At 42.3% G+C, this 15,258-nt stretch carries 8 protein-coding genes; all 8 read right to left on the reverse strand.

What is annotated here, in order from left to right:
• Nucleotides 1-105: 105 nt before the first annotated feature.
• On the reverse strand, nucleotides 106-1,071 hold the full coding sequence (locus ABJD64_RS22745) for a homoserine kinase (protein ID WP_348181153.1): 966 nt from the start codon (nucleotides 1,069-1,071) through the stop codon (nucleotides 106-108).
• Nucleotides 1,072-1,103: 32 nt separating this feature from the next.
• Nucleotides 1,104-4,271, reverse strand: coding sequence for a glycoside hydrolase family 2 TIM barrel-domain containing protein (locus ABJD64_RS22750; RefSeq protein WP_348195311.1), 3,168 nt, complete (start codon nucleotides 4,269-4,271; stop codon nucleotides 1,104-1,106).
• 18 nt (nucleotides 4,272-4,289) lie between these two features.
• Nucleotides 4,290-6,284: a trehalase family glycosidase gene (locus ABJD64_RS22755; RefSeq protein ID WP_348181155.1), complete on the reverse strand. Its 1,995-nt coding sequence runs from the start codon at nucleotides 6,282-6,284 to the stop codon at nucleotides 4,290-4,292.
• A gap of 199 nt (nucleotides 6,285-6,483) precedes the next feature.
• Complete coding sequence (locus ABJD64_RS22760; RefSeq protein WP_348181156.1) at nucleotides 6,484-7,521, reverse strand: sulfotransferase; 1,038 nt, start codon at nucleotides 7,519-7,521, stop codon at nucleotides 6,484-6,486.
• Nucleotides 7,518-8,726 (reverse strand): chromate efflux transporter, encoded by a 1,209-nt coding sequence (gene chrA, locus ABJD64_RS22765; protein WP_348181157.1) that lies wholly within the window; start codon nucleotides 8,724-8,726, stop codon nucleotides 7,518-7,520. The genes ABJD64_RS22760 and chrA overlap by 4 nt, the downstream gene beginning before the upstream one ends.
• Entirely contained in the window at nucleotides 8,713-10,107 is a 1,395-nt protein-coding gene (locus ABJD64_RS22770; RefSeq protein ID WP_348181158.1) for an aryl-sulfate sulfotransferase, read from the reverse strand. The genes chrA and ABJD64_RS22770 overlap by 14 nt, the downstream gene beginning before the upstream one ends.
• Nucleotides 10,108-10,182: 75 nt before the next feature.
• On the reverse strand, nucleotides 10,183-11,838 hold the full coding sequence (locus tag ABJD64_RS22775) for a tetratricopeptide repeat protein (protein WP_348195313.1): 1,656 nt from the start codon (nucleotides 11,836-11,838) through the stop codon (nucleotides 10,183-10,185).
• Nucleotides 11,839-11,937: 99 nt separating this feature from the next.
• Nucleotides 11,938-15,246, reverse strand: coding sequence for a VCBS repeat-containing protein (locus tag ABJD64_RS22780; RefSeq protein ID WP_348181160.1), 3,309 nt, complete (start codon nucleotides 15,244-15,246; stop codon nucleotides 11,938-11,940).
• Nucleotides 15,247-15,258 lie beyond the last annotated feature (12 nt).

A 15,258-nucleotide genomic window follows, 5' to 3' on the forward strand; every position in this document is an offset into this window, starting at 1 on the left:
GTTCCCCCAGGGATCAGTGCACCTGGCTGATCTGGATCGAAGCAGGAACCTCCATCACCGTCATCTGCATCAGAGGACCGATACTTTTATGACGTCGTTAAATTCTTAGCAGGTCGGTTTCATGCTTTTTTGATTCATCCATTGACTAGCCAATTCCAAAATTTGATTTTCATTTGATCGCATCCATTGTGTGCGTTGCATCAATTCAAAAACTCGTTCGTATTGCACCTGATTATGTACATTGATAAGTTCATTTTTCAGGTGCCAACTCAGCATACCATGGCTCCCCCATTGCATATAGATCGGTAGGGCTTTCCACTCAGCGTCCGTCATCTTTCTTTGAGAGTTGTAGCCTTCCAGGAAAGCTTCCAGCAAGGTGGATTGGAGGTGATTATTGACAAAGCAAAAGCCGTTGATGGTCATGCCTACGTCGAACATCAATTGATCGCTGCACGCTTCTTCGAAATCAATAATTGCCCGTAGTTCCCCGCCGTTAAAGATGGTATTGTTTGGGAAAATATCACCATGAACAATACCACGCGGCAATGAATCATCGAATCTGCGGGCTAGATAGTCGGTCTGCTCCTTGAAGTAGCCGAAAATATCCAACATTTGATTTTTGCAACGTATGAATTCTGAGGTAAGCTGATGGCAACCGTCAATGTGAATGGCATTCTTTTTTTCTAAGGAGGGAGTCAAGGTTGTCAAACTGAGTTTACCCACCTCTACTCCGATCTGATATGCCACTTCGACAGTTAGCTTTGGTTCTTCGCCCTGCACAAAATCGTAAAGCATGACATGATCGGTCCCTTTGGCTTGAATAAAATGTCCATTCTTATCCGCAATTGGAAATGCTGTCCTGAATTCGGCCACTCTCAACGCACCCATCAGACGTACTTCATACTCAATTAAATGCAATGGTTGTTGCTTGCATATCCGATAGAGTACGTTTTGTTTATCGGTTTCTACTAAAAAATTTTCATTGGCATAACCTTGAGTCAAAGATTCAATCTTCTGAATCTTCCCTAGGTCATATTGCTTTATTACCTCCCTTATGTCGTGCTCTTGCATTTTGATTCTAGTTGGCTCGGCTTATTGTTCCATCATTTTTGACCTAATGCCGATATTCCATTCGGTTGAGGGTGGCTGTTTCTGCCAGTGATAGGAGTGAGTTTAAATCCGTAGGTATATTTTTTTGCCGGAATCGTGTATTTTTCGTGTACACGTCGGCCCCAGCTCGTGTCTCCTCCTACTCCCATTTGTAAGTGGTCAATGTTTACCGTAATTAAATCACGCTTTTTCACATCTGTGGTGTGCCGGTTTGGGCTTGGCCGCGGGGTGTGATCTATATCTTTCAATTTAAGATTCATTGCTCTCACATTGAGCAGCGAATCCCCGTCTATTCGAATTCCCATTCCATTACTGTCTGTTAGCGATGCCCATCGGATTTCAGATTTGTTGCCAAATTCTTGCGGGCGAACGTACGGATGATACTGATCCCAAACAGATCCTGCATATTTATCAATCTTAGCTCCAGTATTTTTATCCCAATAAGTCTCTTGAGGGCCTTTCCCAAACCATTCAAAGTTGTCGTACGCGGCGTTCAGTTCCATGCACATGCCCAACCGAGGCAATTTGGGTAAATCTCCATTTGGTATAAAGGTATTGCTGATATGGATCGCTCCGTCACCTGTCAGGGTATAGCGTGTTGTAAACTGAGAATCGTTGGCATCGGGCAAAGCATATAGTGCTTCAATAATGATCTGCGTCCCTTCTTCTTTAACAATTTTAAGCTCTAACAGCTTCTGATTGGCCCCGGCAAAATGCCACATACCGTTTCGCTCGGGCATTCCATTTCCAAGATCATTGTCATTTGGAGCTCGCCAAAAATCTGGAATAGGTCCACTTTTCAATAAATTGTTTTTTCCTACTCGCCAGGAGGCGATCCTTCCTGTCTCTTTTGAAAAAAGAACTTCATTATTGCCATTCCCGACTCGATAATGAAGATTGTCACTCTCCAAAACCAATGCGCCATGAACTACCATTGGCTTTACTTGTGCCGCTCTGTCCACTTCCAGTACAAACTGATCCCAAGCGATTTCATGCCCGGCTGGAACCAAGTTTCTTTCTTGCTTTGTCTTGACAGAAACTGTCAGAAAATACTCCTTGTTGGGTTCCTTTCTGAATATGAAGTTAGGAATATCAATATCCTTGAATTCATGCGGTTTGATGTTAATTGTTGGCAATGAACCTGAGGCAATTAATTGACCTTCGCTTTTTACTTCCCATTCAAAATCGAATCGATTCAAGTTTATGAAATCATATTTGTTATGAATGGTCACTTTACCCTGATTGGCATTTCGCTGGGTCACTTTCACGTATTGATATACTTTTTTTACTTCCCAGATGTGTGGGTTGATTTTTCTATTGGCTTGGACCAAACCATTGATGCAAAAGTTAGAATCGCTCTTTACCGGAGCGTGGGGATAGTCGCCACCATAAGCAAAATACTCTTCTCCATTTTCGGTAGTCTCCAATAGTCCCTGATCGACCCAATCCCAGATAAAACCGCCTTGTAACTCTTTGTGACTTTCTATTGCATCCCAATAGTCCTGTAGGTTGCCTACACTATTTCCCATGGCGTGGGCGTACTCACAAAGGATCAGTGGTTTGTTTTCGTGCTTCTCGGCATATTCGACTATGCGATCAATTGAGTGGTACATAGGTGCCTGAATGTCAGAATAATTTGTATTCTGTCCCATTTCGTATTGGACAGGGCGGCTGGCATCCTGCGCTTTCAACCAATCGTATGTGGCCTGAAAATTCACACCAAAACCTGCCTCATTGCCTAGAGACCATGTCACTATGCTGGTGAAATTTTTGTCGCGCTCATACATACGTCTGACCCGATCTAAATGAGCTTTTTCCCAGGTCGGATTGTTGGCCAGCGTCACTTCGGGGTTTCCAATCTCCATACCATGAGATTCGATGTTGGCCTCGTCTACTACATAAAGTCCATATTGGTCACATAATTCATACCATTGCGTAGCATTTGGATAATGACTGGCTCGTACTGCATTGATGTTGAATTGCTTCATCAGCTCAATATCTCTAATCATAGAGGCTTCATCTATGACGTGGCCATTTACCGGATCATGTTCGTGGCGGTTTACACCTTTTATGGTGACTACCTGACCATTGATTTGGAAATTGCCGTTTTTAACTTCGGCTGTACGGAACCCAACCTTTTGAGCATAGGCCTCAACGGTATTCCCAAGACTGTCCTTTAGCTCAAGGTTCAATTGGTAAAGGTTCGGTGTTTCGGCAGACCACTTAGCGGGGTTTAAGATTTGAGATTCAAAATTTAAGATTTGAGTGTTAGTGTTTCGTTTTTGGAGTTGGGACTCAATAGGCTGAGTTCCTTGCCAAATCGTCTCGTCTTTGGCCATTAGGGATACTTCCAATGAACCAATCGCTGAAGCTCCGGAAATTACGGTCTCAATATTGAGCGTACCATGTTCGTAGTTCTCATCCAATCCGGCCACGATGGTGTGGTCTGCTATATGAAGTTTGGGTTGTGCATAAACGAATACGAAACGGTCTATTCCACTCAAGCGCCACATGTCCTGATCCTCAAGGTAGCTCCCATCGCTCCATCGGTAGACTTCTATGGCCACCAGGTTTTTACCAGGCTTGACCAATGACGTAATATCAAATTCAGCAGGTAGTTTTGACCCTTGACTGTAGCCTACCTTTTCGCCGTTAATCCAGAGATAGAATGCTGAGCGCACTGCTCCGAAGTGAATAATAACAGATGAGCCGCTCCAAGTAGTGGGCAAATCAAAGGTCTTGCGATAAGATCCTACAGGATTGTAATCATTGGGTATGTATGGAGGGTTGGCCGCAAATGGATAATCAACGTCCAGGTAGTGGGGCACGCCATACCCCAGCCGCTCCCAATTACCCGGTACGTCGATTAATTTCCATCCACTATCACTAAACTTTAAATCGTAAAAATCGCTTGGACGGTCCGCTGGCTTACGAACCCAATTGAACTTCCATTTTCCATCAAGAGACATATATCGTTCAGATCCATCTTTGTTTTTGGCCTGAGCCAGGTCCAAAGTTTCATATGGAAAATAGTCTGATCTGGCAGGTAGTTTATTGATCTCTGTGATTGATTCGTCTTCCCAATCGTGACGAGGGCCTTGCTGTTCAGTGCAACTGAATATCGAGACAGTCGCCAATACTATAGCATATATGTATTTCATTCTCTTCTTCATTCCAAATTATTCTCGTATCAACATAAGCAGATGAGCTGCCGACCAACTGAAGTGCTTGGCGTTTAGTCCTTGTCCGGTTATTGGATGATAATTTTCTCTAATCGGTATATCAGTCAAAAGACCTTCTGCGTTTTGGATCAGTTTATTTTTAAGCAAATCTGCTTCAGTCTGATAGCCATATTTCTCCAGTCCGCGAATAGCGAAGTACACTTGATCCAACCACACGGGTCCCCTCCAATAGCCGTTTTTCGGATTAAACTTGGTGTGGGAAGCGTCCAATGTCGGTAATGGTACAAGCGTATTAAATTTGGACTCATCCATGATCTTCTCCACTAAGTTCTGAGCCTGCTCTTCAGTGGCTAACCCTGCCCATAGCGGTATCCACCCTTCTGGACCATAGACATCAATCATTTTTCCATCGAGCATGACATCAAAAAAGTACCCTTCATTTTCGAAATAAAATTTATCCCGGATGAGACCGGCCAAATGTTCTGCTTCTTTGGTGTATTTCTGATCTTCATTCTTTTTACCAAGAACTTTTGCTAACTGAGCCAAATAGATTTTCTCTACTTGGAGATATGCATTGAGATCAACCGATTCCTGATTGAGAGAATATCCTCCTCCGTCATTGGTCATCATAGTTGCTTCATCGAACCGGACTGCATTGTCCATGCCGCTCTCCCAGGCCGCAGCTACTCTGGTGCCATCTGTGGAGCCATATTCGCACAAGCCATTGCCGTCGTTGTCACGATATTTGTACCACCACTGATGGTATTTTTCAAGCTTTGGATAAAGGTCTCTTACGAATGCGGTATCGCCTGTGGCTTCGAACACTTTAGCAATTGCCCAGCCAGAAAGAGGTGGTTTGGTGTCGCGCCAGTTGTGTTTTTCGATTAATGTATCACGGAAAATGCAGTCTGCGATCATGCCATCGATATCCTGATAATCATACATGGTCAGAATCTGATCCTTGGCCAGTTCTGGAATGATATCTGCTAAGCCCACGGCATGTTTCCATGAATCCCATGCCCAGAAACCGTGAAATCCTCCATAAGCATATGAGGGAAACAAACCATCATGTTTTAGCTCTCCGGCGGCGCTTCGCCAGTTGTTGGTGAGTGTATTGAGTGATTTGATGGCCAGAAAACTATAGACAGAATCAATTTGTTGACCATCGATTTGGGTTAGCGTTTTTTCAATGTAATCTGTCCACCTGCTGTTGTTTTTTTCCAGACTCCATTTGGGATTTGAAAGGGCTTGTTCAACTATTTCCCGATCTTCATTCTTTTCCTCCTTGGTGAAATAAGCTGATTGTACGTAACAGAGTTTTACTGGAAAATTCGAATTAAGGTTGAAGGTTTCTTTCTCTGATGAAAATGTACCCTGGTCGATACTACCTTCAAAATCTTCAGGAAAAGTAATAATTACCTGGGTTTGACTCTCACTAGAATTTAATCGTAGACCGCCATTCTGATTGCTAAATTTCCAATCCGTCAACCATGTTTTTCCTTGAAAAAAGGCATTCACTTTAGGCTGTTTATTTAGGCTAACAATTTCAAACTGAACCAAAGTAGAACGCTTGGAAACAAAAATTAACCGCTGGGTAATGATCAGACTATCCAATTGATAGGATTGCACCAACTGGCCAGGTAAATAAATGCTCTCCAGCATCTGAGCTGAGCCCCAATCTAACGGCTGATCATTTATCGAAAGGTTCAAAGTTATCAGCTGCTGCGATGCCCAAATTCCATTGTCGTCTGTCATCAAAAAAGGTCCGACAAAACCTCCGGACGGCTGTGGACTCAAGGAATAACTATGCCATGCGCCAAGATCCGAAAAACTATAGACAGAACGATCCTTTGACTTTTCGGGTATGCCAGAAAGATCAAGTGTATTTGGAAACCCGCTAATCAATCCTGAAGTCAATTCATGACGATCTTGTTGGCAAGACTGGTGTAAAAGACCAACTAATAAAAGTTGAAGTATGGCTGTAATTTTCATCTGTTTGTATTCATTTTCAACGGCCACATCGGTCCTCCGAAGCAGTAATTTATTTTAGATGTCGGTTTAATATGATCGATAGTCAATAGGATACTAAATCCAATAATTTTATGCTCAAATGTATCTTGTCAGCCTTGAAATGTTAAATAATTCACTCCTACACGGCCACTACAAATGCGCATTTTTTGCCCAAAAAACGTCACAGGAGCACAGGTGTATGAATGAGCTTTCGATTTTTAATGGAATTAATGAAAATTTCTTGTTTGTGTCTTTTGGATAAATCAATTCTCAGATGTGCTTGTTTTAAGGTCTCCTGCTTCATCTGAATGTTCTCTTTGTCAAATACATCTATCTCTTCTGTCGAGAACTGTCTTTTCTTGATTCCGGTTGACAAAGTATATCCGTTTTCTTCCAGCACATCAGCGGCAACAGCTTCGAATATTTCGATCTCTTCCTTTGACAGTATTTTCCTATACTTTTCAGAATTGTTACTCAAGATTGGTTTTTTTACATTTTGCCACATGAATCCTGATTCTGCCGTATGTAGTGATTCGACGGAATCGAAATAGTTCAAAACTTTCGATGTGTATGGCAATTGCAAGAAGTCGCAAATTCCTTTCATAGTCTGCTCCGGTTCACGAATCAGCTCTTCATAACTGATGGTAATCGCCCGTGAGTGTCCCACGCTGTCAACCAGTTTTTTTGACAAGCTCTGTAAGTTTTTCCAATAATGTGCCAGATGATAGACATGCTTCTCTCCGACTGCAACTTTTTTGAAGGAGGCGGCAACATCTCTTCCATCACGTACCAAACGTATGTACATCGGTTGCATGCCACTAGATTCCAACTCGTCGGTAAATTTTACATTGCCCATACTTTTGCAACACCAATGTGTGGCTCCATTGGCCTCTGCCATGAGCTCATATACCACTCGAAACACCTCAACTAATGTGCGGTTTTCACATTGTTGGTAAATGCGTTCCTCGTCGAGCTCGATTTTTTCCCAAACTACGGGATTGGTTTGGATCAGCTGGCAAACATCTGAAATCAACTGTTGGAAATTTACGTCTGCGCTTATATCTTCATACCTCGAAAGAAGGGGGACGAAGGTCTTCAAAATATGGGGTGGATGTGGTGCGCTAACGTCATCCAACTCATTGAGCATAAGGCGCAACAAATTGGAACCGGAACGCTGAGTTCCTATGATTTGAATGGGTGTGTATTTTCTGTGTTTCATATTAATGTTCCAACTGACCCCAGTGCGATAGCTATTGCTATCACCCACAAGGTTGTAGTTCTAAAAAATATAGATATAGTCAATAAGAGGCCGAATGCGACAGCTGACTGCCACTTGAGTAAACTTTCATAACCGATAGTAAGGGCTGCTGAAAAGATCAAACCGATGACGGCTGGCCTCAATCCTCTAAATATCGCTTTAACGGAAGCTAAATTTTTGTACTTGTTTAGTAATTGGCTACAGCTCACCATCAGCAAACCGGAAGGAAGAAATATGCCCACCGTGGCCAAGCAAGCACCCGGAATTCCGGCGACTTTATAGCCAATAAAAGTGGCACTGATCAGAATCGGTCCTGGTGTCACCTGGCTGATTGCAAGCGCGGTATTAAATTCTTCGAGGCTCAACCAGCCCAAACTGGCCACGATGGTTTCCTGAATGATGGGAATAATCACATAACCACCTCCAAATAGGGTCAGGCTCATACTCGAGAAGACGGCAAGTACTTTGGTGCTAATTAGCCCCATTTCCTTTGTCTGAAAAAGGTAAATACTTAAAACGCCTACGGTAATCAGCAAGACGAGTACAGCCATGTTCTTAACCAGATTAAGCGACGAGCTTTCTGATGATTTTGAGATTCCGCCTTGTTCAGAAGTTTTGTAAAAGGCTAAGCCAAGGCCCGCGCCCAGCAGCATGACGCTAAATGTGGTCCAGATCCCTCCTAGCCACTGAAAGGCTATAAATGAAGCCAAGGTTATCAAATATTGCTTCCAATCTTGTAAATGTTTTTTTGACATGGAAATACCAACAGTGACAATGATGACTACAATAGCAGGAATAACCCAGGTAATTACACTTTTGAATAAGGTCAATTCTCCATATTCGAAATAGGCCATGGAAAACAATAGGACAATCAAAAAACAGGGTAACGTCACAGCTAGCATAGAGAGCAAGGCGCCCCAAAATCCTCGAAGCTGATAGCCAACATACCCTACGGTATTTACAGCAAGTGGTCCGGGTAATATGGATGCCAGGCTCACACCATCTAGTAGTACCTGATCGTCTAATTTTCGATCTTTTTCTACCATTTGCCTTTGCACTACAGCTATCAGGGCCATAAATCCGCCAAACGACAGCGATCCTATCTTAAGAAATGTTCTGAACAGATAGAACATCGATATTTTATCTCCTTCATTAGTCTCTGACATGATCCAGGGGATAAAGTGAGCGAACAAATTCGGCTCGATAAGGGTCCGGAATACCTACGTGTGCCTTACCAAGAATTTCTCCTTTTTGGTTCATGATCACAAGTGAGTTGGTTCGGGGTGCACAAACGAGCATATTATCATTGTCCATCAGATAGGCATTACCCATTCTATCGCTGTACAAGTTTTCTGGCAATTGCAGCTTGAGACCCACGGTTGCCTTTTTGTTTGCTTCGTCGATCTGATAAGTAAGTATTCGTGTTTGCCGGTTTTGACGTCCATTGTCAAAAACCATATAATCACCCTCTGGATTGACATGAAAGGCATGCTGGCCTGAAAACTGTGCTGAAGGTTCCATTTCTATATCTCCGCCCTTTCCAAGTTTCCAAAGTACCTTTCCACTCTTGGAGTCTACTTTCCACACTTGATTGAAGTTTCGGAACGAAACGAGATAATTTCCATCTGAATCAATTGAGAGGCTATTGGAGTGACTCCAATCTTCTGCAGTTCTGAGGATGGTAGAATCTTTCAAAGGGTTTGTATAATCGAAAACCGACCATTCCCATAAAACATTGCCCGCTGTGTCCATGCGGACAATTTTATCTCCCATTACCGATTGATCTTGCTTGCCGCCGATAGAAGAGAGATCAAATGTTTTGTGCTGATACACGAGTGTAAGCAGGTTGTCATTTTCGTCGAATCTAACTTCATGATGAGCTTCCAATGGAATATCTAATTCGCTAAGGTTTAGGTGGAATCTTTCATTGCCATACAGGTCATATTCTACTATATGGTCTCCTGAGCTGTTGCGATGTGTGGCGGCACCATAGAGGACCAGGATGGTATGACGAGCCGTCCAATGCGACAACTTAGGTTGTTTGGGGATTTGCTGGTACCAGACTACATCCCCATCATCATCGATCATAAATATTACACCGTTGACCAATCGGCGTTGTGAAAGGATGTAACCAGAAAGACCCGTTCTTTCCTCTGGTTCCCATCGCAAATGAAGTACATTGATTGGAAATTTGCTGGTAGTAAATTTTTCTACTTCACTTTGTATGCTTGTGTTCACATTTGACACTGAAACCTGGTACTGATAGGTGGTACCTCCCTTCAGGCCCACTAGAGTTAAATGATGTGATCTATCTGACTGAGATAACTGGGAGTGAAATATCTTATCCGGGTTTGTTTCTGTCCAGTACGACACATATGCCGAAGACTTCTGATCGATCTCAAAATCAATATGCATTCTGAGTTCATTGCTACTATCTGAAGTGGCCACAATCTCTCCGATAAAATTGAGATTCTCAGTGGCACAATTCGACAATGCTACCCAAATAAAGATTAGGGCAGTGAGTGGGGTATGTTTAAAAATATTCAACACGTTGTGTTTTGTTGAATATCAAAAATACTTATTGAGCGATCTTGAACGCCTTATTCTGGCTCTACATGACCTCTACACTTCGCGTAGATAGTCCGTAAGTATGTCGTCGGGTGCCAGTTCCAGCTTTTTCCTTAGCCTATAGCGGCTAATTTCTACTGACTTGACCGAAATATTATTGAGTGAGGAGATTTCTTTCGAACTCAGATTGAGACGTAACTGAGCCGCCATCCGCATATCATTGTCTGTCAGATTTGGAAACTTTTCCTTCAACCGGAAGAAAAAATCATCGTGCAGATGTTCTACATCAGAATAAAACCCATCAATATCTTCATTGATCTTCAGCCGGTTTTCAAAGTCATTGATCAGCGTCTTGATTTTTCTTTCAGCGTCTTCTCTGTCCAGAAAGTCAAAATTTCTCAACGAATTAGCCAATCCATGATAGGTTTCATTTCGTTGAGCAATGAAGAGACCCATGTTAGTCAATTCCTTCTTCCTATATTCCAATCGGTCCTTTAGTCTGGTCGACTCGATCTCCTCCTTTTCTAGTTTTAATTGAATCAGATTCTTGTTGATTTCGAATATCTTTTTATTCTTTTTCATTCCACTGACCAGTCGGTTCACAATCAGTATGGCAATGATAATAACAAGAATAATACCTACCAGTAGGGCATTTTTCCGTTGCTCCTGTACCTCTTTTTCTTTCTTTAGAAGTTTTACTTCATTTTCTCTTCTTTCGGCCTCATATAATATTCTCATTTCAGCGAGACGATTCTGTTTTTCATCAGACAATATATCCCTCTTGATCGAATCATAAGCACCGAAGAAATCAAGTGCCTGTCTGTAGTCTCCCATCGCTTTGTACAGTTCTGAAGAGAGGTAGTAATTTCTTTCTTTCAGTACTTTATTGACATTGACCGAATCAATGTACTGTCTGGCCTCTATCAAATACTTTTCGCCCAATTTAAAATTCTTGCGCTGGAATTGGACGTAAGCCAGTTCGTTGAGCAACTCGACGCGTTCGAAATATTCCTGAAAAGGGCTTATTAATGTGAGTGCCTTTTCTAAATTTTGCTCAGCCAGGTCGAGCTCACCAAGGGCTGCATAGCTAATACCCAAATTGATGTGCGAGCTGGCGATTCTTTCTTTATTGCCGAAGGGTTTTTTGAGACGGAGTGATTGCGTGGAAAAGGATATGGCCTTTACATGGTCATTTTTGCTTGCATATATCAGTCCCAGGCTATTGAAACTATAAGCGATACGTTCATCGTCTCCAAGCTCTTTATGAATGTCGAGTACTTTATAATGATACTCCAAAGCATTATCAAAATAGCCAATATCATAATATAGCCAGCCGATAGTTCTTAGTGTGTATGCTATATCATACATATCACCAACTTCTTCCCTTACTTTAAGCGATTTCAAACCGTAGTCCAGCGCCTGATCGTAGGCGTCATTGACTAGATAACCCTGACAAATGTTGAGAAGTGCATATCCTTCTTCCTTTGGCTGGTTGAGTTCCTCGGCTAGGGCCAAGGCCTCCATGCCATATAAAACACTTTTATCAGCACTAATCTCCCAGTACGATTCGGCCAGCAGGTTTAGATTTTTCAATTTCTCTTCCTTCGACATGACCGGAAGTTTAGCTTCCAAACTATCAATCAAGGCTCGAGCGTAGGTCACAGGCCTGTCCCACATGGAATTCTGAGCAAAGATCAAACTATTGCTCATCAGCATGAGCCAAATCAACGGGGTACAATATAAAATTCTCAAATGCTTGCTAATCTGATGATTAAGTAAAAATACTGAAATGAATAAATAAGAGAGGTCTTATTGGATTGTAATCAATCTAATGGTTCCATTGTTGGTGGTGGCGACAATTGCTTGCTGCCCTTCTGACAGCATTATGCTTTCCAGGTCTTTTACATCACTATTAAGACCAAGGTGATGTAGGTATTCGAAATCGCCTTTCCCATTGTTGAGCATGATGGCTCCAAGACTGGCATCATTCCGAGGTGTTTCCACTTCTGATTGATACAAATTGCCAGCCATTACTAAATCCGCATGACCATCTTTATTTACATCTCTGATTAAAATTTTGTTGACAGAAGACAGCTGAGCCCAGATTGGTAACTCAGAAAATTCGAAGCCTTCTATTCCTTTGTTTTCTACATAGGAGGTTGCAAAAGTCCTGGCATGGTATTGCAGGGCATTTTCAAGTCTCGTCTTTTCATAAACATCTTCTAGTGAAGCACTACCAAAATCATGATATGTGGGAAATTTTTCTTTTATAAATGGCATTTGATTACTCGAGCATTCTCGGCCACGCAGTGGATACTGACTGCTATTGTTGTAGTAACCCAAGACGATATCGGTTGATCCATTTTGATCAAAATCCGAGGCATAGATGGAAAAAGGTTCGGGCACAGAAGCCTTGTATTTATAGTTTAACCCGTTATTCCCTAGAACAAAATCGATATCACCATCGTGGTCAAAATCCGATGCTGCTATACTATACCACCAACCCGTTGAATTTTGAGTTCCGCTTATTACTTGCTTGACAAACTTGCTTCCTTGATTCTCGAAAGCAGTAAGTGGCATCCATTCACCGACGATAAGCAAGTCGATAAAACCATCTCTGTTGTAGTCTGTCCAGATAGCGTCTGTTACCATTCCCAGGTTATTCAATTCAGGGGCAATTTGATCGGACACATTTATGAATTTACCTTCTTGGTTATTCAAGATATAACTGTTTGCAGGCATAGGGTATTGACCCGGTATCTGTCGTCCTCCAACAAACAAATCCATATCCCCATCCTGATCGTAGTCTGATGCCGCCACAGCAAAACCACTTATGCTGATATCAGGGAGTAGGTTGCTTGCATCCACAAACCTACCGTTCTCATTGAGGTATAGATGATCTTTCAAGTTTGACGAACCTTCTTCGTCTTCGTTGCTTCCACTCACGACATAAAGATCTTGCCGACCGTCGCTGTTTGCATCAAAGAAAATAGCAGATACGTCCTCACTATTTTTGTATTTTCTCCAAGGATCTGAAGAAGATAACTCGAATGACTTATTTCTATTTTGGAGAAGCAACTGCCCGGAAAACCCTTTGGCACCTCCTACAAAAATATCCTCTAACCCGTCATCATTTACGTCGGCCACGGCTAGTCCCGGACCAAGCTCTGACATCTTATGTGGCAGCAAACTCTCTCTCTCAAAATCATCAAAAGAAGTTTCCTGATGTTGATATTGCAACTTGTAGACCTTAGTCAAATCGGTAATGGGGAAGCTGTCATCTGTCTTTGGTTTTAAGCTTGAGGCATTGGAGTAATCTAATATTATGGTCTGATTGCCACTAATTGATCTCAAGTGCTCTATTCTTCCGTCAGACCAAACAATTTCTAGAGAGTCAATGTCCTTATGCTGTCCAAGACCAAACACCATCCCTTTGTCGACCGAGGATTGGTAGCCGCGGGTCAAGTAATGTTCTTGTACTTGGGTTGAACTATTAGTCCAAACTGTAACTTTGGCACCAATTCCATCCCTGTTGTTTTCGCTGCCTTTAAATTGGATTTTTAGGTGGCTATACGAGGTCAACTCGGTGGCATTGTTTTTATAGACTGTTGGCTCCTGGTCAATGTTGTTGACAATCAAATCAAGATCTCCATCTTGGTCAAAATCTCCATAGGCCAATCCGTTTGAATAGGTTGATGCTTTAATACCCCATTCCTCTTGACGGTTAGCGAATTGCAGATTTCCTTGATTTTGAAAAACATAGTTTACGATTTTCTTTTGCGGAGTCATATTGACCAATTCTCTAATAAGAGACGCACGGTTTACGTTTTCATCACCTTCAACTGCTTCTAATCGCTTTATTTTGTAATTGCGATAGTCATTATTTCTAAAGTCTCTTTTCAAACCATTGGTGACGAAAAGATCTTTTTCACCATCCAGGTCGATATCCAATAGCAAAGGAGCCCAACTCCAATCGGTGCTATGAACTCCTGCTAGCTGGCCAATTTCGCTAAATTGATTATTGCCGCGGTTGAGCTGCAAGGTATTATACATATACTGATGCTGTAGTCCGTTGGCCAGGTGAGCCTCAAAGCGCTCCGGGTCCATACCGCTCATGCTGGTTTTGATACCATAGTTGTCCTCGGCGACCATATCCAAAGTCATGATATCTAGCAGTCCATCATTGTTGATATCGGCAATATCTGTACCCATAGCATAATATGACAGGTGTTTGAGCATTTGGCTTGACCGTTCTGAAAATGTGCCATTCTGATTATTGAGATATAAATAATCATGTTCGGAATAATCGTTGGCTACATAGATATCCGGCCATCCATCTTCGTTGAGATCTCCAATGGATACACCCAAACCATAACCAATTTCATTACCTAAAATACCAGCCGTAGCACTCACGTCCTTGAAGGTAGCGCCATCATTTCGGTATAATTTATCGCCCACGAACGGATCTCTCTTTTTCTTTAGTTTCTCAACCTCGAAATATGGCTTTACCTCTACGTTGTGGTTGAGCAGGTAAATGTCTAAATCTCCGTCTTTGTCAAAATCGAAAAAAGCTGCCTGTGTAGAATATGACGCGTCATCGAGACCTAGTGAACTGGCCATGTTTGTGTATTGAGGAATGCCATTATTCATTCCTGTCGAAACATAGAAAAGGTTTCTTCTTTGATCCTCAGACAGTTTACCGGAGCGACAGACGTAAATGTCCAATATTCCATCGTTGTTGATGTCGATCATTGCAGTGCCCGTAGTCCAGCTTGGGGTATCCTTGAGTCCGGCAGCATCAGTGATGTCCTTAAACTTGAGATCGCCCAAATTGAGATATAGCTTGTTTGGAGTAACATTACCGGTCAGATAAATATCAGGCAGGCCATCCAGATTCACATCTCCGACGGATACTCCACCGCCATTGTAGTAGTATTCATAGGTCCAGCTGTTCATTCGTTCACTTTCGGGAATGATATTTTTGAAAGAAAGCCCGATCTGGTTGCCAGCGAGCTGAGTGAACATTGAGCGTTTTGGGGTGGGTCCGGACTCCTGTTGTTTCTGCTTATCGCAGGAAACCAACATTAAACTTATCACCAAAATTAAACTCGTTCTCATACTGCTATTATT

The sequence above is a fragment of the Reichenbachiella sp. genome, assembly GCF_039944555.1.
Lineage (GTDB): Bacteria > Bacteroidota > Bacteroidia > Cytophagales > Cyclobacteriaceae > Reichenbachiella.

Bases quoted from the DNA above. Each gene is read 5' to 3' on its own strand.
- ABJD64_RS22780 (WP_348181160.1), bottom strand. From the start codon at position 15,246: ATGAGAACGAGTTTAATTTTGGTGATAAGTTTAATGTTGGTTTCCTGC.
- ABJD64_RS22745 (WP_348181153.1), bottom strand. From the start codon at position 1,071: ATGCAAGAGCACGACATAAGGGAGGTAATAAAGCAATATGACCTAGGG.
- ABJD64_RS22760 (WP_348181156.1), bottom strand. From the start codon at position 7,521: ATGAAACACAGAAAATACACACCCATTCAAATCATAGGAACTCAGCGT.
- ABJD64_RS22755 (WP_348181155.1), bottom strand. From the start codon at position 6,284: ATGAAAATTACAGCCATACTTCAACTTTTATTAGTTGGTCTTTTACAC.
- chrA (WP_348181157.1), bottom strand. From the start codon at position 8,726: ATGTCAGAGACTAATGAAGGAGATAAAATATCGATGTTCTATCTGTTC.
- ABJD64_RS22750 (WP_348195311.1), bottom strand. From the start codon at position 4,271: ATGAAATACATATATGCTATAGTATTGGCGACTGTCTCGATATTCAGT.
- ABJD64_RS22775 (WP_348195313.1), bottom strand. From the start codon at position 11,838: ATGAGCAATAGTTTGATCTTTGCTCAGAATTCCATGTGGGACAGGCCT.